Source organism: Psychrobacillus sp. Z3-81 (assembly GCF_056620325.1).
Genome location: NZ_JBWQPU010000014.1, coordinates 22,918 through 43,314, shown reverse-complemented (window position 1 = coordinate 43,314; position 20,397 = coordinate 22,918). Strand labels below are relative to the sequence as shown.

Sequence of the window (20,397 nt, the reverse complement as noted above, 5' to 3'; positions counted from 1 at the left end):
GTGATGAAGAATTGAATTGGTTAAAGAAACTTTTTAAAACAACAGATGCAGAAAATATAGAAGAAGTAGAGCTAGAAGAGGAAGTAGTGGAGAAACAAGTTCGACAATCGAAAACACCATTTCGGTTTCCTTTAATCTCCGATCATGAAAAACAAGAAATTTTACATGGCAGGACTACTGAATATAAGAGGGAAATCCCAATTGTAGAGAAAGAGCGAGAGAAAGACCCTTTTTATGAAAGAGAAACTGTCTTCCCTGCGCCACCTCGAAAACGGGAGACAGTGGTTCCTATACAGCCAAAGCCAAAGCCAAAGCCGATTTATCAACAGCCCCAATTTAGCAAAGAGCCAGAGATAAGACAAGTTACAAAGAGGAGACCTTTTACACCTACCGATGTTCCTTCTCCTATCTACGGTTTTAAGAGACCTTCTCAGATAGAAGAACTGAATAAGCAGTTAGTAGAAGAGAAGCCAGTTACTAATCCGATTGATATTCCATCCCTTCAAGAAGAGACGGAAACAATAGAAAAGCCAATCGCAGCTAGAAGCTCTATAGAGCTTAGTACTGCTGAGGTTGATGTAAAAGCAGCTTTTGTACCTGTTGAACTACAGGAAGAAGAGGAAAAGGCAGAAGAGATAGTTGCTGAACCGGTAGAAATAGTTACAGAACAGCATGTACAAAAGGATCCAGGCATTGAAGAGGTAGCTATTACTCAGGTAGAAGAGCTTACATGTGAGGAAGTCCCGGTCGAGTTGAAACTAGAAGAACCTAAAAAGAAAGAAAACATTCGACCATTTAATGTCCTGATGTTGAAGTCAGATAAAGAAAAGTTGAATAAGTTAGAGAATAGAATAAAAAATATAGAACCTGTTTCCACAGGCATTCGAAACACTCCCAGTAAAACTTCCTTAACAGTTGTGCCAGGGGTGAAAGAGGTCGAATGTGAGCCACTAACTACTGCTTATCAAACACCTTCCTTTAGTTATTTGCTTCCTCCAGAGGAGAAGGATGAAGACAAGGAGTGGATGGAGGAGCAGGCTAAAACATTAATTGAAGCCCTTTCTTATTTCCAAGTAACTGGAGAAATTATCCGGGTAGTCCAAGGACCTGCTGTTACTCAATTTGAGCTTACTGTAGGACACGGAACGAAGGTAAGTAAAATCCGTAACCTTTCGGATGATTTGAAGTTAGCACTTGCGGCTAAAGATATTCGAATTCAAGCTCCAATTCCAGGAAAGAGTTCAATAGGAATTGAAATCCCAAACCGTCGTTCAAGGGCTGTTAGAATCTCCGAAGTGTTAAATACAGAGACATTTAAACAATCCGACTCTCCATTAGAGGCAGCTCTTGGTCTTGACCTTACAGGAAAGCCGTTAACATTGGATTTACGAAAGATGCCTCATGGTTTGATTGCAGGGGCAACAGGCTCTGGGAAGTCTGTCTTTATTAATTCCTTATTAATCAGCTTGTTGTATAAGGCGACTCCTGATGAATTAAAGCTGATGTTAATTGATCCGAAAATGGTAGAACTCGCTCCATATAATCATATTCCACATTTAGTGAGCCCTGTTATAACAGATGTCAAAGCAGCCACAGCAGCTTTAAAATGGGCAGTAGATGAGATGGAAAGACGCTATCAATTGTTTGCTCATGTGGGAGTTCGCGATATAAGTAGATATAACACGCTAGCAACGGAGAAGAGACAGTTTGCACAGAAGCTTCCGTATCTTGTTATTGTCATTGATGAGCTTGCTGATTTAATGATGATGGCGCCTACGGACGTGGAGGATGCTATTTGCCGTATTGCACAAAAGGCTCGAGCTTGTGGTATACATTTAGTACTGGCAACACAACGTCCTTCTGTAGATGTTATTACAGGATTAATAAAGGCGAACGTTCCTACAAGGGTTGCTTTTTCTGTTTCGTCACAAATAGATTCAAGAACTATTTTAGATCAACAGGGAGCAGAGCGCCTATTAGGAAAAGGAGATATGCTATACCAAGGGAACGGGATGTCGAGTCCTATCCGAGTTCAAGGCACGTATGTGTCTGATGAAGAAATTGAACGTATCATTGAGCACGCAAGAACACAGGGAGAACCTGAATATCTATTTGAGCAGGAAGAATTGCTACAAAAGGCGGAAGTGGCCGAGCAAGATGATTTATTTGAAGAGGCCTGTCGATTTGTAGTAGACCAAGGTTCTGCTTCTACCTCTTTATTACAGCGTAAATTTCATCTTGGCTATAATCGGGCAGCAAGGTTAATAACTGCCATGGAGGAATGTGGTTATATTTCTGAGCAACGGGGTAGTAAGGCTCGAGAGGTAATACTATCCAGTGAAAAGCTTGATGAAATATTTAGTTAAATGTAATTATTAAGGTATTGGATTAAATAGTGATATAATGGGAAATACGTCTAATGAGGACGAGACGCTATTTAATGTATATAAGTGGGACTGATCCCAGGAGGTTTACGTATGACAAAGTATCATTTTACAGGGATCAAAGGATCCGGAATGAGCCCTCTAGCACAAATCCTTCATGATGAAGGTCATTATGTGCAAGGTTCTGATATCGATAAGTATTTCTTTACTGAAAAACCATTACATGACCGAAATATAAAAATCCTATTATTTGACGAGGCGAATATTGAAGAAGGAATGACGGTAATTGCTGGTAACGCATTCCAAGACTCTCATCCCGAATTAACAAGAGCAAGAGAGTTGGGACTAGAGGTTATTCGATATCATGAATTCCTAGGAAATTACATGAGCAACTTTACGTCAATCGCAGTTACAGGGGCACATGGAAAGACCTCTACAACGGGGTTATTATCCCACGTATTAAGTGGATATAATCCTACCTCGTATTTAATCGGTGACGGAACAGGAAAAGGTGTGGAAGATGCTTCTAACTTTGTATTTGAAGCATGTGAGTATCGCCGACACTTTTTGTCCTACCATCCTGATTATGCGATTATGACGAATATTGACTTCGATCACCCGGATTATTTCTCTGATATTGAGGATGTATTTAGCGCATTCCAATCAATGGCCATGCAAGTCAAGAAGGGCATAATTGCTTGTGGAGATGACTTATATCTTCAACGTATCACAGCAGCAGTTCCTGTTGTGTATTATGGTTTTGGAGAGCATAATGATTTTGCGGCACGGAATATAGAGATTACAGAAAAGGGTACTTCCTTTGATGTATTTGTAAGAAACGAATTTTATCATCGTTTTTCCATCCCGATGTTTGGAGATCATTTAGTCCTTAACTCGCTTGCAGTTATTTCTTTGTGCCAATATGAAGGAGTGCCAGCGGAAGTTATACAAAAGGGCCTTGAGACCTTTGAAGGGGTTAAGAGAAGATTTACGGAAACGACCATAGGCAATCGAATCATTGTCGATGATTATGCTCATCATCCAACTGAAATAAGAGCAACTATTCAATCAGCTCGTCAAAAATATCCGTCTAGAAAAATTGTTGCTATATTTCAGCCTCATACTTTTACTCGTACACAGAAGTTTTTGCATGAGTTTAAAGAAAGCTTGATGCTTGCTGATGAGGTGTATCTGTGTGATATTTTTGGTTCAGCAAGAGAAGATGCTGGAAACCTAACAATAGAAACCCTTGCAGAGTTAATCGAAGGAAGTCATATCCTTCATGAGGATACTGTGGAACAACTGCTGGCATATGAGGATGCATTATTTATCTTTATGGGAGCAGGCGATGTACAAAAGTATCAGAGAGCCTTTGAAAACCTATTAACAAATTGAACAAAAAGGATGTCTAAAAAGTTTTTGCTTTCTAGGCATCCTTTTTTATTGTGGCTTTAGCCGGAGAGATGAGCATAGGAAAACGACCAGTATGACAACAATTTGAAGTATTTGACTGTTATATTTGAAGGTTCTACGAAGTTTTATTATTTTTAAAGGATTATCCAAAGAAACGTAGTATAGTATTAAGTAGGAAGTTTAAATCATTTCTTTTAGGGTAAAATTACAACATACTATTTAGTTAAAGGAGAGTGTTCGGATGGAGAATTTATTATACATAGCTGCTATAGTTGCTGCAATTGCTTTTCTAATACTTTGTATTAGTTTAGCTGTTACCTTATCATCCGTGAAAAAGACATTAAACAATGTAGCAGAAACGTTGAATGGTTTGGAGTCACACTTACAAAATGTTACAAAGGAAACTGCTGATTTACTTCATAAGACCAATGAGTTGGCTGATGACATCCAACATAAATCGGAGAAACTAAATACAGTAGTAGATGCTGTTAAAAATGTTGGGACTTCTGTTAACACTTTTAATCACTCTATTCAACGCTTTACGGATACAGTATCGAAGGAAGTAGAGAAGAATGAGGATAAAATAGCACAGGTTGTCCAGTGGAGCAGTATTTTCTTTGGTATCCGTGATAAATGGAAAGAAAGAAAAGCACTAGAGCAAGCTGGTTATTATACATTTGAAGAAGAAAAAAAACGATAAAAAAATGGAGGAATGTACATGAGTAACTTTGAAAATAGCAAACCGAATTATAAAGATGCAAATTTTAATCATGAATATTTTTCGAACCAAGCTTCCTATGATCGACAAGCGAACAGCTATCCTCCGATGCCATCTTACAATCAAAGAAGTAGCATCTATGAGGAGAAAGAGGTAAATGGAAAGGATTTTATCCTTGGCGTCCTAATTGGTGGAGTTATTGGAGCTGCAACAGCTCTTCTATTGGCACCAAAAACTGGACCAGAGCTACGAGATACTCTAAGCAGCCAAGCAGGCCAATTGAAGGAGAAAACAATTGATTTATCCTCTACTGCTAAAGAAAAAACAACACAGCTTTCTAAGCAGATTCAAGAGCAATCGGGCCAACTTGTGGATAAGGTAAAATCCTTAAAAGGCTCACCGTCTTCTCCGCAGGACGATGGAACTGCTTCCTCAGAAGGTGAGGAGCCATTAGATTTTATGGAAACCATTACAAATACTTCGGAAGAATTAACAGCACAAGAGGAAAATGCTACTGCAGTAGCGGAAGCAATTAAAGAAGCTATCTCCGAGGAAAACAACAAAAAATAACATCAAAAAACTGTAGCCAGGTGATAAATACTTGGCTACAGTTTTTTAATGCTTAACGGAAAATAATGTCCAATTTATCTCCATTTACAATTTCTTCGTTAAATCCTGATGGGTTTCCATTCCTTAAGATTTCGAAAGAACCAACATTTTTAGGTAAGGTCCATTCAATATAGCGAAATACATCCTGAAAAATCCATGGTGTGTTCTCTTTTTCCTCCCAAATTATACTAGAGCCATTTGGTACGAGGTCAGCGGATGCTAGTTTTTTATTCTGGAAGCTAACTGTCGCACATTCTCTTGTTAGTTCCACAAGGTCTCCTTGAAAGAAAACGGTTATTTTATCTGTTAGCTTCTTATCCAGACATTCAGCTATTTCATGAAGTGATGGACTCCTATTTCCCTCTATGTGAATGACATCATCCTGCTGTATCGGAGAGGATAATCTAGCTGGCGAGTTATTTATAGAAAGAGTAGAGGAGAGCCTCGGTACAGCATAATTCTGATCGTTTATTTTGATTGAATAAGGGGCAAGCTTCTCTAAATATTTTGGATGCCTTGTCTTTAAGAACTGCTCAATCGTCTGAATTGGTTCTACTTGTACTTTATCTCTCTCGTGCAGAACAGAGGATAAACCAGCGGGATTGCCGTTGATAGTTATGACTGGCTCTAATGTATATAGGACGCCTTGGAATGTAATAGTCCTGACAGAAGCCTCATCTAATAAATCACGTATAGTCGCTGTAGCTGGTTTTCCATCTTCTCCTTCTATTACTTCAATTTGATCATGATGATTGATCTGTGTTTTGGTTGTAGAGCTAGCTCCATTTACTTTTAAAACAGCTGGATGTCCATGCTCACCAGGAACATGTATTGTTTGTCCATTGATGGTTACTGATAAAGCAGGGCCAGGTTTTCCGTAAAGCTTTCTTGAAGGAATGTTTGCTGCGAGTAATGCATCTCCAACCGTCATCTCTTTCAGTTCAAAAAGTCGAACTAACTGGTTATTTACTTCTACCGTCATATACTGGATTGGTGCTTTTTTTGCTGCAATTGCAATTCCAATTGGAGTCACTAACTCAGGTGAAGTAGGGATATGTGATTCCTTCGTAAGCAAAGGAATGGCATCTATTCCTCTCACGGCAACACGGTTAGCTGGAAGCTGAAGCTTTTCTGCTAGGATAGAAGTGATTCTTGGTGTCAAGCTACCTCCTCCAACAAGCATGACAGCCTTAGGAGATTTTTTGTTGTTCAATCTTAGTATTTCTAACGATATGTATGTAGCTAACTCGTGAATGGATGGTAAAATGGAGTCGATTACTTCCTCCTTTGGTATTTGCTGTTTGAAGCCCAAGATATCTTCAAATTCTATTAGCTCGTTGTCGTTGATTTGTCTTTTTGCTTTCTCGGAGAGTGGAAAGTCTAAAAGATAATGGTCACTTAGTGCCTCTGTTATTTCGTCTCCTGCATATGGAACCATTCCATAGGCTACAACGGTTCCTAAATCCGTAATTGCGATATCGGAGGTTCCGGCACCGATATCTACTAAAGCCACATTCAGCCTTCTCATGCTTGGAGGTATTAGGACATTTATTGCCGCAATTGGCTCTAAGGTTAGCGCCTCCATTTCTAGATTAGCTCTCTTTAATGCAGATAAGAGCGATTCGACTACAACCCTAGGTAAGAAGGTAGCAATCACTTCAATAGATGCTTCATTACCCTGTTGATCTACTAAGCTACCAATCTCCTCTCCGTCAAGCTTATAATAAAGGACGCTATAGCCGACACAGTAATAATGACTAGTTAACGGTCCTTCTTCAGCTTGAACAAGCTGTGACTGGGCTTTTTGGACAGCTGATAATTCTAAACGACTAACATCCTCCTCAGAAAAAATCGGTCTATTTTTTATATTTATCGTCACAGAAGCCTGCTCTGTCTTAAGTGCTCTACCAGCAGCAGCCACACTAACCTTTTCAAGCTTTCCATATTTTTCTTCTAATTTTTCTTTAATAGATTGGATAACTTCTGCTACTTTAAGTACATTATGTATCTGACCATCAAGCATGGCCCTTTCCTTATGCTCTTCCACCAAAATGTCTTTCACATGAAAGCCTTCTTCTTTTTCTTCCAGGATTATTCCAACCACGGATCTTGTCCCAATATCTAAAGCAAATAGAGTAGATGACAACCATTTCACTTCCTTTTCATTCACGCACTTTAACGAGTTAAATCGCTAAAATAAGACGTGACATTCTCAGTTATATTGATTATAATAATGTTTATATCTAAGAATGTATCATAATTTTCAGTCGATAGAAAGAGTGATTGAAACTTTGAAAGGGGAAAGAGAAGAATGAAACAAGTTGATTTAGAAGCCCTTCGTAGCCGTGTGGATGATATAAATGTGGAAATCCTTCGTCTAATCAATGAGAGAGCCGAGGTTGTCCGTGAAATAGGAAAAGTAAAAGAGAAGCAGGGTGTTAATCGTTACGATCCCTTACGTGAACGACACATGCTCGATCATTTAAAGGAAAATAACAACGGGACCCTTCCGCAATCAACCGTAGAACATATATTTAAAGAAATTTTTAAAACAGCGCTTGAGCTTCAAGTAGACGATCAAAAGAAAGCCCTTTTAGTTTCTCGTAAAAGGAAATCGGAGGACACAATTGTTACGATTAATGGAGAGCAAATAGGAACAGGTACTCCTTCTTTTGTATTCGGACCTTGTGCAGTAGAATCGTATACACAAGTGGCAGAGGTGGCAGCTGCAATCCAATCAAAAGGCTTAAAATTAATCCGTGGGGGAGCATACAAGCCTCGTACATCCCCTTATGATTTCCAAGGTCTAGGATTAGAGGGCTTGAAAATATTAAAACAAATTTCTCAAGAATATGGCTTAGCAGTTGTATCGGAAATTGTGACACCAAGTCATCTAGAGGAAGCTCTTGACTATATCGATGTCGTACAGGTTGGAGCACGAAATATGCAAAATTTCGAGCTGTTAAAGGCAGTAGGATCAATTAATAAACCTGTTCTCCTTAAACGAGGTATAGCGGCTACTATTGATGAATTTATTCATGCAGCAGAATATATTATTTCTCAAGGAAATGACCAAATTATTTTGTGTGAACGCGGTATTAGAACATATGAAAAAGCAACAAGAAATACGCTAGACATTTCAGCAGTGCCAATTCTAAAGCAAGAGACACATTTACCGGTGTTTGTGGATGTAACACATTCAACTGGACGAAGAGATATCTTACTTCCAGCAGCAAAAGCAGCAATTGCGATAGGGGCAGACGGAGTAATGGCTGAAGTACATCCAGATCCAGCGGTTGCACTTTCTGATGCTGCTCAACAAATGAACCTAAAACAATTTGATGAGTTTTATGATTCATTACAGAAGTTTATGAAGTCTCATGATATTCGTTCATAGGTAACTGAAGATACTTGCCTAAAATGATTTCTCTCGTATAAATAGAATAATTCGGTAGGGTGTTCAGAAAGTTATCACTTTTTGGGCACCCTCTTGTTAATTTAATTTGAAAGTCTGAAGGATTATCAAGTATTATGGTTATTATAAGAATAAAAGAAGAGGAGGGTGAGCAATGACTATCACTATATATGATGTGGCGAGAGAGGCGAACGTTTCCATGGCTACTGTTTCACGTGTAGTAAATGGAAATCAAAATGTTAAGCCTGCCACACGTCAAAAGGTCCTAGCTGTTATTGAACGTCTCGATTATCGTCCAAATGCAGTAGCGAGAGGACTTGCAAGTAAAAAGACGAAAACCGTAGGAGTAATTATTCCTGATATATCCAATGTGTTCTATGCAGAACTTGTTCGAGGTATTGAAGATATAGCTACCATGTATCGTTATAATATAATTCTTACCAACTCGGATCAACAAGAAGACAAAGAAGTACAGCTGCTCTCCACATTATTAAGTAAACAAGTGGACGGGATTGTCTTGATGAGTGATGATTTATCCCCAGAGATGCAAAAAGAAATGGAAAGAGCAAATGTGCCGATAGTTTTAGCAGGCACTGTGGAAAAAACAAATACATTTCCATCTGTGAATATACATTACCAAGAAGCTGCTGAGGAAGCAGTGAGTCGTATTATTAGGAATGGTCACAACCGGATAGCTTTTATTTCTGGAGCAATGTCCTCTATTATTAATCGCGACTATAAGCTTGCTGGATATAAGGATGCAATGAAAAAGGCAAAGCTAGAAATTGATGATGATTTGATTGTCTGGGTAGATAATACATATGATGATGGATTAGCGGCCTGGGAACAACTGCAACAGCTTGAAAATCCACCAACAGCCTTTTTTGCAGGAAGCGATGAGATAGCTATCGGGTTGATTCATGGGGCTCAAGATGCAGGGAAAATGGTGCCAGAGGATGTAGATGTTATCAGTTTTGAAAACTCAAAGCTTGCTCGAATGGTTCGTCCGCAGCTTACAAGCGTTGTCCTTCCTCTTTACGATATCGGAGCAGTATCCATGAGACTGTTGACGAAGTTCATGAATAAAGAAAAAATTGATGAGCAGACGGTCTTTCTACCATATCGGATTGAAGAAAGGGATTCAGTAAAATAAATGCTTGGATTATATCCCCAGAGAATGAGAAGCACTTATGATGATAAGAATCATAAGTGCTTTCTTATGTGTTGGGGAGTGTTTGGAACAAATAAAGGTTAATCGGTAAAAGAGATAACTTTCTATAATGGAACCTTGGGTTCTCCGCTGCGTCGGACGCTTTCCCGGAGGCCAACAGGATGTTGGTCAGGAAAACGTTGTCACACGATGTGACGTCCTTAGTTTTCCCTCCACAAGGCAAGCCAGCACCCATCGCTAACGCGCGTGGCTGTGCTGTCTTGCCTACCACCCTGCTCCCACAGGAGTCGTCGCCGCTGCTCCGAACCAATAGAGATACTACTAATGGTAAGCTATGATCAATAAATTCTTATAAGAATAGAACATATCAAGAAAGGATTAGTTTTGTTCAGCTTCTATTATTAAATTGGATAAATGATTCCCCAAAAACATATAACCCATCAGAAAGGGTTATTTTGTAGCATCTTTTCTGCTGCTTGCCTACCATCCTCTCCGTACCAATAGTACACTTTTTATTCTAGATTAAAATGGATAAATAAAAGCGGAAAAGAAAAGGGCACCTCAAGAATGGAGGGGGGTAATATCCTTGGCTCTTCCTTCGGTCTAAGTAGTTCAGAGTAATGGTTAGGTAGCAATAATTCATTCTATTCGCGCCTTGCCAACCGCCAGAGCATGACGAATGAGACTGCGCTCTTTTTGCAGGCTCAAGCGGCATGGGCGGTAGCGCGAATAGTAGACTACTAAACTTTTGGAAATTCTAAGAGTTACTAATGCCTTCTATATAGATTTCCTAAGATACCTCCACCTCAGGTTATTGGTTTCGCAGTAAATATAATGCTTTGTCTAGCATTTGTTTGTTTTTTTCTGTTATTTCTGCTTTTCTAGGAATAGCTTCATATAATGGTTCCGGATCCATCCAAGTTGGGATAAAGGGCACTGGCGATTCTTTCTGCCATTTCTCTATCCATGTCTGAGGGAGAGCACCATTTAGAATAGGAAAATCATTCATTTCCATCCAGAGCAGTGACCAAGCTCTCGGTACTACTCTCCATATGTCATAACCGCCTCCGCCAACAGCAATCCATCGACCTTCACAATATTGGTGAGCTAATTGATGGGCCAGCTTGGGAATCTCTCTATAGATATTCATGGTACCATACAGATGAGTTAAGGGATCGAAGTAGTGGGCATCTGCACCATTCTGACTAAGTATTACATCCGGTTTAAACGATTCAATAATTTCTCTGAATGCAGTCTCGTAAATATCGAGGAATGATTCGTCCTCCGTGAATGCATCAATTGGAAAGTTATATGAAGTTCCATAGCCCTGACCGGAGCCCCTTTCTGTAATATTACCGGTTCCTGGGAACAAATATCTACCTGTTTCATGAATAGAAATAGTGCAGACGTTCGGGTCCTCATAAAAACTCCATTGAACACCATCACCATGGTGAGCATCTGTGTCTATGTAAAGCACACGAGCATTATACTTTTCTTGCATATATTTTATTGCAACGGAACTGTCATTATAGACACAGAATCCAGAAGCTCTTCCTTTAAACCCGTGATGTAATCCTCCACCTAGATTTAAGGCATGATTGGCTTTTCCCTCCATCACATAATCGACAGCAGTCAGTGTACCTCCTACGAGGGTCGCGCTTGCTTCATGCATACCCGGAAAAACAGGTGTGTCTTCTGTCCCGATACCGTAGCTTTCATATATAGAAGTATCTCCAGTTTCGTTACTTGCCTTTTTGACGATATCAATATAGTGAGGATCATGAATTAAACTGAGCTCTTCATCAGTAGCAATCCTTGGAGCAACAATATCCGATAAAGAAAGTGCCTGACTTTCTTGTAGTAAGTCAACCGTTAACTTTAGCCTTTTTTGGTTAAACGGATGTGAGTCTGAAAACTTATAGCCTAATTGGTTTTCCGAATAGACAAAGACAGCATTTTTCTTCATAGACTTGTTCCGGGAGGGCTAGGCCATAAAACTTCATAGCCCTCTGTTTTTAGATCTGCTACGAGCTTAAGTGGATTCATTGTTTTAATTCGGACAACCAGTATTTTATTGTTTTCATTTTCTTTATCGGGGTATACCAATACACTTAATACATTTACTTTTTGCTCATAAAACACTTTGGATATCTCATACAAGACACCAGTTTTATCTGGAACTCGAATTTCTAGCTGAGAGCCGGGCTGATGAACACCTGTAAGCTCTATAAATTTGTAGAGTAAATCAGATTCAGTTATCATGCCTACTAGCTTTCCTTGGCTAATGATTGGTAAGCAGCCGATTCTGTTATCGTAAAAAATGCAAGCGGTCTCTTCTACAAAATCTAAAGGGTGACCAGTTATCGGATTTTTAGTCATGATTCGTTCAATCGGGCTATTTAAAATTCCTCTATCCTCGTTGCCTAAAGAGGAAGGAGTCGCTTCCTTCAAATCACGATCGGTGACTACTCCTACGACCTCTCTTTGCTTATTAATAACCGGAATATGTCGGATTCTTTTTTCCTTTAAAAGCTGGAGAGCCTCCTCTATGGTGTTATCTGGATATAAGGTAGGAACAGACTTATTCATTATCTCTTCTACTAGCATTTTAGGAACTCCTTTACTGTGAAAGTTTAACCACTCAATACATAAAGCGATTCATAAACCGCAGCTGATCGAACTTCTCAATCGATTCGTTATCGACTCTTTTCCCGATTTTAGCCATTAGGCAATTTGCCGGGTGAGAGCTAATTTCTGGATCATCTGTGGCAAAATATTCTAAGCCACCAGCTTGCATCATTTTTTCCATCATTTTTCGATACTCCCAGACGTTTAGTCCAGTGCCTTTTAGATCCCAATGCCAATAATATTCTGTTGTAATGGTAATGTAATCTTCCATTGCATCATCCATCATGGAGACACGTAATAGCTGTTTTCCAACTCCTGTTCCTCGAAAAGATGGAATCACTTCAATAGCACCAAGTTCAATTAGGTTATCCATATTACCCTGAGACCATCTTTCTAATGGATCAGGATGCAGAAATGTACAATAACCTACAATCATATGCTCTTTTCTTACAATGATAATTCTACCCTCAGGTAATTTTGCTATTTCCACAAGAGCTTTATGCTGTTGTTCAGGAACACGAAAGGCAACTAAATCTTGATGAAATTCTAAAGCTGCCAGCTGCTCAGAAGAAACGGGACCCTCAATGATTACAAGACCATTCTTTGTTTCCTTTTCAACAGCATAATACGTTTTTTTATGTTCCACACATTCACCACCTAATATAAGTTCTTTGTTGTTATTATACATGAAATAGGAGAGAGAAAGCGATTTCTTCCATTTATGTAACGGAACATTCAAAAAAGTTAAAACATTGGCATAAATTCAAGGAAGTATTGTAGAATAAAAGAGTAAAGTTATAGAAAGGGTGAATAGGGATGAAAATCGAAATGTTACCAGTAAAAGAGGCGGAGTATCAATTAAAAGACTATGATGCTGCTGTTAAGAGCTTTGATTGGCAGGACGCAGAAAAGGCTTTTTCATGGTATGAAACTGGAAAAGTCAATATGGCTTATGAAGCTATTGACAGACATGCAGAGTCTGATAAGAAAGACAAGATTGCTCTTTATTATCAAGACGCAGATCGAAAAGAGTCTTACACTTTTTACGAGATGAAAGCCTGGTCAAACAAAGCTGCAAACGTTTTCAAAAACAGTTCTACTTTAACCAAAGGGGATCGCTTGTTTATCTTTATGCCAAGGTCACCAGAACTTTACTTTGCGTTGCTTGGTGCTCTAAAAAACGGATTAATAGTAGGTCCGTTATTTGAGGCGTTTATGGAAGGGGCAGTATATGACCGTTTAATGGATAGTGAAGCAAAGGCGATCGTTACTACTCCTGAACTATTAAGCAGGATTCCACTAGATAAATTACCTGCGCTAGAAACAGTGTATCTGGTTGGTGAGGGTATCGAAGAAACAGACAAATTTGTGGATTTTAATAAAGCATTAGGAGAAGCATCAGAGGAATTTGAAATGGTGTGGGTAGATAAAGAAGACGGACTTATTTTACATTATACTTCTGGGTCTACCGGAAAACCAAAAGGAATTCTTCATGTACATTATGCAATGGTTCTTCATTATCAAACAATGAAGTGGGTCATGGATATTCGAGATGACGATATATATTGGTGCACAGCGGATCCTGGCTGGGTAACTGGAACTTCTTATGGAATATTTGGTCCGTGGCTAACAGGCACTACCTCGCTTATCTTAGGTGGTCGTTTCTCTCCGGATGCTTGGTATAAAGCAATCGAGGATTATAAGATAACTGTTTGGTATAGCGCACCTACTGCCTTTCGAATGCTGATGGGAGCGGGCGATGGGATTGTGAAAAAGTATGACCTATCCTCCTTGCGCCATGTATTATCAGTAGGGGAACCTTTGAATCCGGAGGTTATTAAATGGGGTGTGCAGGTCTTCAACAAGCGCATCCATGATACTTGGTGGATGACAGAGACTGGCGGGCAAATGATCTGTAATTTTGGTTGTCTTCCAATAAAACCTGGCTCCATGGGGAAACCATTACCAGGGATCCAAGCCGCAATTATCGATAATAACGGCAATGAAGTTCCACCATTCACCATGGGGAACCTAGCGATTAAGAAAGGCTGGCCATCTATGATGCGTCAAGTATGGAAGAACAAGGAGAAGTATGATTCTTATTTTATTAATGATGAGTGGTATTTCTCTGGAGACTCTGCGTACATGGATGATGACGGATACTTCTGGTTCCAAGGACGAGTAGATGATGTGATAATGACATCTGGAGAGCGAGTAGGTCCCTTTGAGGTCGAGAGTAAGCTAATCGAGCACCCAGCAATATTAGAAGCAGGGGTAATAGGGAAGCCAGATCCTGTTCGAGGAGAAATTATTAAAGCTTTTGTAGCGTTAAACGAAGGATATGAGCCTTCGGAAGAGTTGATTGAGGAAATCCAACAGTTTGTCAAAAAGGGTCTAGCAGCTCATGCCGCTCCAAGAGAGATTGAATTTAAGGATAAGCTTCCGAAAACAAGAAGTGGTAAGATTATGCGTCGCGTGTTAAAAGCATGGGAGCTTCAATTACCAACGGGCGATCTTTCTACAATGGAAGATTAATAGAGAGAAAATACGAATATTAGCGAGTACATGAAAGAATGTCATTCATGTGCTCTTTTTTTATATGGATTTCCGAACAATTAGTTCCCTTAAACCTTCCACATGCTCTAGAATATCAGAAGAAATTGTAATGGAAATTACTAAATGAATGTAACCATTTCCTTAAAAAGAATGTCTACTCTATAAAAGGGGGAGAAGGAATGAGGTTCTTTTTAGGGGTGCTTTTAGTAGTGGGTTTATTAGCTGGTTGTGGGACAAATCAGGAAAATGTGAATGGAAAGGTTGATTTAGCTTCCATTGAATTGGTGCCGTTAAGTGAGTCCGAGATGGATGGGTTTACTTTTCGACTTAAGAGCGAGAAAGCACAGTATAAAGAAGGAGAGCCATTAGATATTGTTGCTGAACTAACATATAGTGGTGAAGATGATATTGTAATAGGTCACGGTGGTTCCTGGGTGGCGCTTAGCACGACAAATGTATCCAAGGATTACCACTTTGGGAGTGCTATGAATGAGCCATATATAATTCGTCAAATGAGTAGTGGAGAAACTATCACAGATACTTACTCATTTTCGGGTGGAACCTATCATGATGGGAATACAGGGGAACCCTATTCAGAAGAAGAATTTAAACGCATGGCGGAAGATGATTTTCCACCAGGTATCTATAAGATTGAGGCTGTAACTGACTTCGTGATTGATGGAGAAGAAAAAAGATACAACCTAAAAGGAGAAATAATATTTGAAGTAGTAGAGGAATAGAAAAGGGGCCGTCTGAAAAGTCATTTTGAGACGCCCCTTTGCTCCTGCGGTGGTGGCATTTTGATGCGACCACCGCAGGAGCAATGCTATATAGCAGATATCTGTCTAAGAAGGAAGGGGGTGTCCCATAAGTAAAAAACTTATGGGACACCCCCCCTTTTGCTTTCCATTATTCTTCTGTATCCTCTTCAGGAGGGGTTTCCTCATCAGGTGGTTCGGTCGGGTCAGTCGGCTCTGGATTAGTTATCTCATCTTCTGGATTACCATCTTCAGGTTCCTCTTCATCCGTTGGTTCAGATGGAGTAGGGATAAACTGTAGGTTGTTTACTTGGTTAGAAGCGCCAGATTGTAAACCGGTAATATCAACTGCTACTACCATAAATGTTCCTGGCCATCCTAAAGTATAACTGTTCTCTTGTGCCTCTAGTTGTGTAGCTATGAAAGACCAGCTGTCATTTATCTGTTCATATATTCTATAGCCCACTACATCATTTGAAGCTGAGTCTGTCCATGAAATGGTGCTGCCGGACATCGATACAGTTACAGGAGCAGGAGGGGCCGTATCTGCTTCAAAAACCTGTTCAGAAACTACATTGCTTGCAAACGAAGAATTATTAGGGAAAAGCTTACTTGCATCTCCTCCTAATCTTCCCAGCATCCTACTGATGAATTCTTGGTTCACACCATGACCACCACTAACAACAAACTCAGCTGGGGTTGAGTCAAGGGCTCTGTATCTACTTCCTTTAATCACCACATAAGAGGAAGTAATTAAGCTATCGTCTGGCTCTGTAGGTAGCATCACGTTTTTATTGAATAAATCAGTTTTCACTAATCCTGCTTGCTGACAAGCGTCAGAGACAGCTAAACCAGAGATACCACAGAAGGATTTGGATACGACTCCTTCGGGCTGTGTAAATTTATTAGGACCGTTGACTAAGTCTGGATTTACCTCATACATTGCATTCATCATATTCGACCAAAGTGTGTTGATCCTAGTACTTGGATGACCATAGCGGTTGTTCAAGCGGTTTAATGTAATCGTATTATCGTCATATCCGAGCCATACACCCATCGAAATGTTTGGATTATAACCAATAAGCCAAGAATCATTGTGATTTTGTGTAGTACCAGTCTTAGCCGCAAAATCTGATTGGAATTTTAGTCTAGAGCCAGCAAGCTTCGCTGTACCTGTTTTTACAACATCTCTTAGAATATCTGTTGTAATATAGGCAGTCTCTGGACTAAATACATCTACAGGTTCTACTTGATGCTCATATATGAGATTCCCATCTACATCTTCAATCTTTTCAATCATATAACCTTCTATAAACTGTCCATTATTAGCAAATGTACCATAGGCGTTTGTTACTTCTTCTAACGTGGCTCCATTATTCATACCACCGATAGAAAGTGCTAGGTTTGCATATTCATTCTCACCAATATGGTCAAATCCCATTTTTGTCATAAAATCAGTCGGCTTACGATCCTTAATGAGATCATACAAACGAATGGTAGAAAGGTTTTGAGATGTAGTCAGTGCTTGACGGGCAGAGATAATACCCAGTTCTTGACTTACCGTGTAGTTGTTTGGTTTCCAGATGGTTCCGTGATCATTATACTCAAACTTCACATCCACTACGGGACTTCCAGCGCCAATTACTCCATATTCTAATGCAGGGGCATATACAAGTAACGGTTTGATAGTAGATCCCATCGAACGTTTTGCTTGTGTTGCATGATTATACTGCCCTAGATTATAATCTCTTCCACCAAGGAACGACAATATTTTGCCGGTAGAGTTCTCAATAATCATGCCCCCTACCTGTACAGGGAAATCCTTCTTCACTAATTCTCCTGTTACACTATCCTTTACCTCTCTATCCGTATAAGTGGCTCCATACAGTTCAAATTCATCTCGTACCTTGAGCATTGTTTCATACATTTCTTTATTAATTGTTGTATGGATTCGATAACCACCAGTGCTTGCGGCACGCTTAGCCATGATTGTATATTTTTCTTTCGTACTAGCTTCCTTATCTAAGCGTTCTGGATCAACACCATCTTGTTTTGCCAGCTCTTTACTTAAAATGTCGACAACACGCTTTTCAATTTCCACTGTAAGCCAAGGATATTTTTCCTCTGGAAGAACCTCAGGCTCTCTAAAATCCTTTGTAATATCATATTTTAAGGCTGTATTATAATCTTCGTCTGAAATATATCCAGTTTCCTTCATTCTAAAAAGTACTACTTTCATACGGTCAATGCCGGCTTGGAGGGATTCGTTCTCCTTTAGCTCTCCACCATTTTTAAATGGAGTATATTTGAATGGAGCTTGTGGAATACCAGCAATATAAGCTGCTTGAGGAAGGGTAAGGTCCTTTGCCTTCACATTAAAAATTCCTTGAGCTGCTGTTTCTATACCTGCAATATTTCTTCCATTCGCATTTCTACCATATGGGATAATATTTAGGTAGGCTTCTAATATTTCGTCTTTCTCCATAAACTTTTCAAGACGCATTGCTAATAGAATTTCTTTTGCTTTACGCTCGTAGGAAACCTCGTTCGTAAGAATCTGATTTTTAATTAGCTGTTGGGTTAAAGTAGAACCACCAGTCTGGGTATCAGAATTTGTTACGTCTTGGAGGAGACCACGGAAAATAGCTTTAGGAACAATTCCGTTATGCACTTCAAAGTATTCGTCCTCCGTTGCAAGTACTGCATCTATTACATAAGGAGAAACCTCAGACAACTTGGTTTCTGTTCTTTCCAAATCCGTTCGAAGTTTACCCAAGTATATATCTCCGGCAAAATAGATTTCGGAGGTTTCTTCATAGTTAAAAACCGCACTTCTCATTTCTTCCTTCGATCGAAGAGGTTCATCTTTTACGAGGGAGGCAAAATATCCAGCTGCAACTGACGCTCCAAAAACTCCTAAGGTCACTCCTACAACTAGAAAAATTAGGCCTAAGTTCCAGATTACGCTTCCTGAGACTCGTAATCCTTTTGCCCATTTTGTCGCTTGCCAAGCGTCGTATTTGTCTTTATATATTTTTAATTTTTCGAGCCATTTGTTCATTTATCACTCTACCTCCACATCCACCATATTATAACATAGACATATATTAGAAGACGATACTTATTGACAACCGTATCAGATTAGGTAAAATAGGAATATCTTTTAATGGTGAAGAGTCCGAAGTAGTTGTTATGCATACTGTATAGAGAGCTAGCGGTTGGTGCAAGCTAGTCAGTGTATAATTACGAATTACAGGCTTGGAGTTAAACGTCGTCACAACGATACAAGTGAGCAAAGCGGAAGGGAATTCCCTTCAAGCTGGGTGGTACCGCGCTAATCGACTGAAGCGTCCCTGCATACTTTTTATGCAGGGACTTTTTGTATTTAGAAGGAGTACGCTGATCATTCATTTTAAGCTTTGCTAACGATAATTTAAAGGAGGAATAAAAATGACAAACGCGTTACTGGAAGATTTAAAATGGAGAGGTTTGTTATATCAACAAACAGATGCAGAAGGTATGGAGGAGTTATTATCAAAAGAAAAAATTTCTCTATATTGTGGAGTGGATCCAACTGCTGATAGCATGCATATTGGTCATATCGTTCCGCTCTTAACACTTAGACGTTTTCAGTTACATGGACATCAGCCTATCTTGCTGGTAGGTGGAGCAACTGGTATGATAGGCGATCCTTCAGGTAGATCAGAGGAGCGTCAGCTGCAAACAGTTGAGCAAATAGATAAAAATGTAGCAGGGATTAAAAAGCAAATGGAGCAGATTTTTGACTTTGATGCTAATAACGGTGCGAAAATGGTAAACAACCGTGATTGGATAGGGCCAATGTCTGTAATTGAATTTTTAAGAGATTATGGAAAGCTAATTAATATCAATTACATGCTTGCGAAAGACTCTATTGCATCTCGTTTGGATTCAGGTCTTTCCTTTACGGAATTTGCTTACACCTTAATTCAAGGGATCGATTTTAAATATCTCTATGAGCATCATGGCTGTCGAGTTCAGGTTGGTGGGTCTGACCAATGGGGGAACATTACAACAGGGCTAGAAATAATTCGTAAAACAAAGGACGAAGAAGCGAAAGCATTTGGTATTACCATTCCTTTAGTTACAAAAGCAGACGGTACAAAGTTTGGAAAATCAGCTTCTGGCTCTGTTTGGTTAGATCCAGAGAAAACCTCTCCATACGAGTTTTACCAATTCTGGATTAACACTGCGGATGCGGATGTAGTGAAATACTTGAAAATCTTTACTTTCTTAGAAAGAGAACAAATTGAAGCATTAGAAAAAACGGTGGAAGAGGAGCCTCATCTTCGTAAGGCACAAATCACATTGGCTGAAGAAATGACTACGTTAATTCATGGTGAAGAAGCATTACAGCAAGCAAAAAGAATCTCTCAAGCATTGTTCAGTGGCAACTTAAAAGATTTAACTGCTGCAGAAATGAAGGACGCTTTTAAGGATGTTCCGTCAGTTGAAATGAGTAAAGAAGAGAAGAATATAGTTGATTTTATTGTAGAAGCTAAAGTATCTCCTTCCAAACGTCAAGCAAGAGAAGATGTAACGAACGGTGCAATTTCTCTAAATGGAGAAAAAGTTACAGATATTGGATATATTATAAGTAATAAAGATATTTTAGATGATACATTTATGATTATACGTCGAGGAAAGAAAAATTATAAAATGATTAAATTTATATAATTCTTATTGCTACTTCTTAAAATAATTAA

At 39.3% G+C, this 20,397-nt stretch carries 14 protein-coding genes and 1 other annotated feature; of the genes, 9 read left to right on the top strand and 5 right to left on the bottom strand.

The genetic code is table 11. From position 1 onward, the window contains the following. Positions 1-11 precede the first annotated feature (11 nt). The 4 genes from AC1ECF_RS14295 to AC1ECF_RS14280 all read left to right on the top strand — a co-directional run bounded on the left by AC1ECF_RS14295 (position 12) and on the right by AC1ECF_RS14280 (position 5,085). A complete protein-coding gene (locus AC1ECF_RS14295; RefSeq protein WP_480390111.1) occupies positions 12-2,366 on the top strand; it encodes a DNA translocase FtsK in 2,355 nt (784 codons plus the stop codon). 111 nt (positions 2,367-2,477) lie between these two features. After that, positions 2,478-3,779, top strand: a complete 1,302-nt coding sequence (gene murC, locus AC1ECF_RS14290; protein WP_480390110.1) for a UDP-N-acetylmuramate--L-alanine ligase — start codon at positions 2,478-2,480, stop codon at positions 3,777-3,779. A 259-nt stretch (positions 3,780-4,038) separates the two neighbouring features. Further along, on the top strand, positions 4,039-4,497 hold the full coding sequence (locus AC1ECF_RS14285; RefSeq protein ID WP_480390109.1) for a DUF948 domain-containing protein: 459 nt from the start codon (positions 4,039-4,041) through the stop codon (positions 4,495-4,497). 18 nt (positions 4,498-4,515) lie between these two features. Beyond that, a complete protein-coding gene (locus AC1ECF_RS14280) occupies positions 4,516-5,085 on the top strand; it encodes a YtxH domain-containing protein (RefSeq protein ID WP_480390108.1) in 570 nt (189 codons plus the stop codon). A 52-nt stretch (positions 5,086-5,137) separates the two neighbouring features. Here AC1ECF_RS14280 and AC1ECF_RS14275 read toward each other — a convergent pair whose 3' ends face one another. Then, positions 5,138-7,270: a cell division protein FtsA gene (locus AC1ECF_RS14275; RefSeq protein WP_480390107.1), complete on the bottom strand. Its 2,133-nt coding sequence runs from the start codon at positions 7,268-7,270 to the stop codon at positions 5,138-5,140. A 165-nt stretch (positions 7,271-7,435) separates the two neighbouring features. Here AC1ECF_RS14275 and AC1ECF_RS14270 point away from each other — a divergent pair, with 165 nt between their 5' ends. Both AC1ECF_RS14270 and ccpA read left to right on the top strand, forming a co-directional pair. Further along, a complete protein-coding gene (locus AC1ECF_RS14270; RefSeq protein ID WP_480390106.1) occupies positions 7,436-8,521 on the top strand; it encodes a bifunctional 3-deoxy-7-phosphoheptulonate synthase/chorismate mutase in 1,086 nt (361 codons plus the stop codon). 172 nt (positions 8,522-8,693) lie between these two features. Next, entirely contained in the window at positions 8,694-9,692 is a 999-nt protein-coding gene (ccpA, locus tag AC1ECF_RS14265; protein ID WP_480390105.1) for a catabolite control protein A, read from the top strand. 829 nt (positions 9,693-10,521) lie between these two features. Here the strand turns inward: ccpA and AC1ECF_RS14260 are convergent. The 3 genes from AC1ECF_RS14260 to AC1ECF_RS14250 are packed head-to-tail and all read right to left on the bottom strand — an operon-like array spanning position 10,522 to position 12,984. Continuing rightward, a complete protein-coding gene (locus tag AC1ECF_RS14260) occupies positions 10,522-11,676 on the bottom strand; it encodes an acetoin utilization protein AcuC (protein WP_480390104.1) in 1,155 nt (384 codons plus the stop codon). Further along, a complete protein-coding gene (locus AC1ECF_RS14255; RefSeq protein ID WP_480390103.1) occupies positions 11,673-12,317 on the bottom strand; it encodes an acetoin utilization AcuB family protein in 645 nt (214 codons plus the stop codon). The genes AC1ECF_RS14260 and AC1ECF_RS14255 overlap by 4 nt, the downstream gene beginning before the upstream one ends. 34 nt (positions 12,318-12,351) lie before the next feature. Next, positions 12,352-12,984 (bottom strand): GNAT family N-acetyltransferase, encoded by a 633-nt coding sequence (locus AC1ECF_RS14250; protein WP_480390102.1) that lies wholly within the window; start codon positions 12,982-12,984, stop codon positions 12,352-12,354. A gap of 170 nt (positions 12,985-13,154) precedes the next feature. On the opposite strand from AC1ECF_RS14250, the gene acsA reads away from it, so the two are divergent. Together acsA and AC1ECF_RS14240 are read left to right on the top strand one after the other, a co-directional pair. Beyond that, on the top strand, positions 13,155-14,873 hold the full coding sequence (acsA, locus tag AC1ECF_RS14245; protein ID WP_480390101.1) for an acetate--CoA ligase: 1,719 nt from the start codon (positions 13,155-13,157) through the stop codon (positions 14,871-14,873). Between the two features lie 200 nt (positions 14,874-15,073). Next, on the top strand, positions 15,074-15,634 hold the full coding sequence (locus tag AC1ECF_RS14240; RefSeq protein WP_480390100.1) for a hypothetical protein: 561 nt from the start codon (positions 15,074-15,076) through the stop codon (positions 15,632-15,634). Positions 15,635-15,803: 169 nt separating this feature from the next. Here AC1ECF_RS14240 and AC1ECF_RS14235 read toward each other — a convergent pair whose 3' ends face one another. Further along, positions 15,804-18,713 carry a transglycosylase domain-containing protein gene (locus AC1ECF_RS14235; RefSeq protein ID WP_480390099.1) on the bottom strand — a complete coding sequence of 970 codons (2,910 nt, stop codon included), beginning with the start codon at positions 18,711-18,713 and terminating at the stop codon, positions 15,804-15,806. 99 nt (positions 18,714-18,812) lie between these two features. Continuing rightward, positions 18,813-19,010, top strand: a binding site (T-box leader). Between the two features lie 92 nt (positions 19,011-19,102). Here AC1ECF_RS14235 and tyrS point away from each other — a divergent pair. Then, positions 19,103-20,368, top strand: coding sequence for a tyrosine--tRNA ligase (tyrS, locus tag AC1ECF_RS14230; RefSeq protein WP_480390098.1), 1,266 nt, complete (start codon positions 19,103-19,105; stop codon positions 20,366-20,368). Positions 20,369-20,397: the final 29 nt, after the last annotated feature.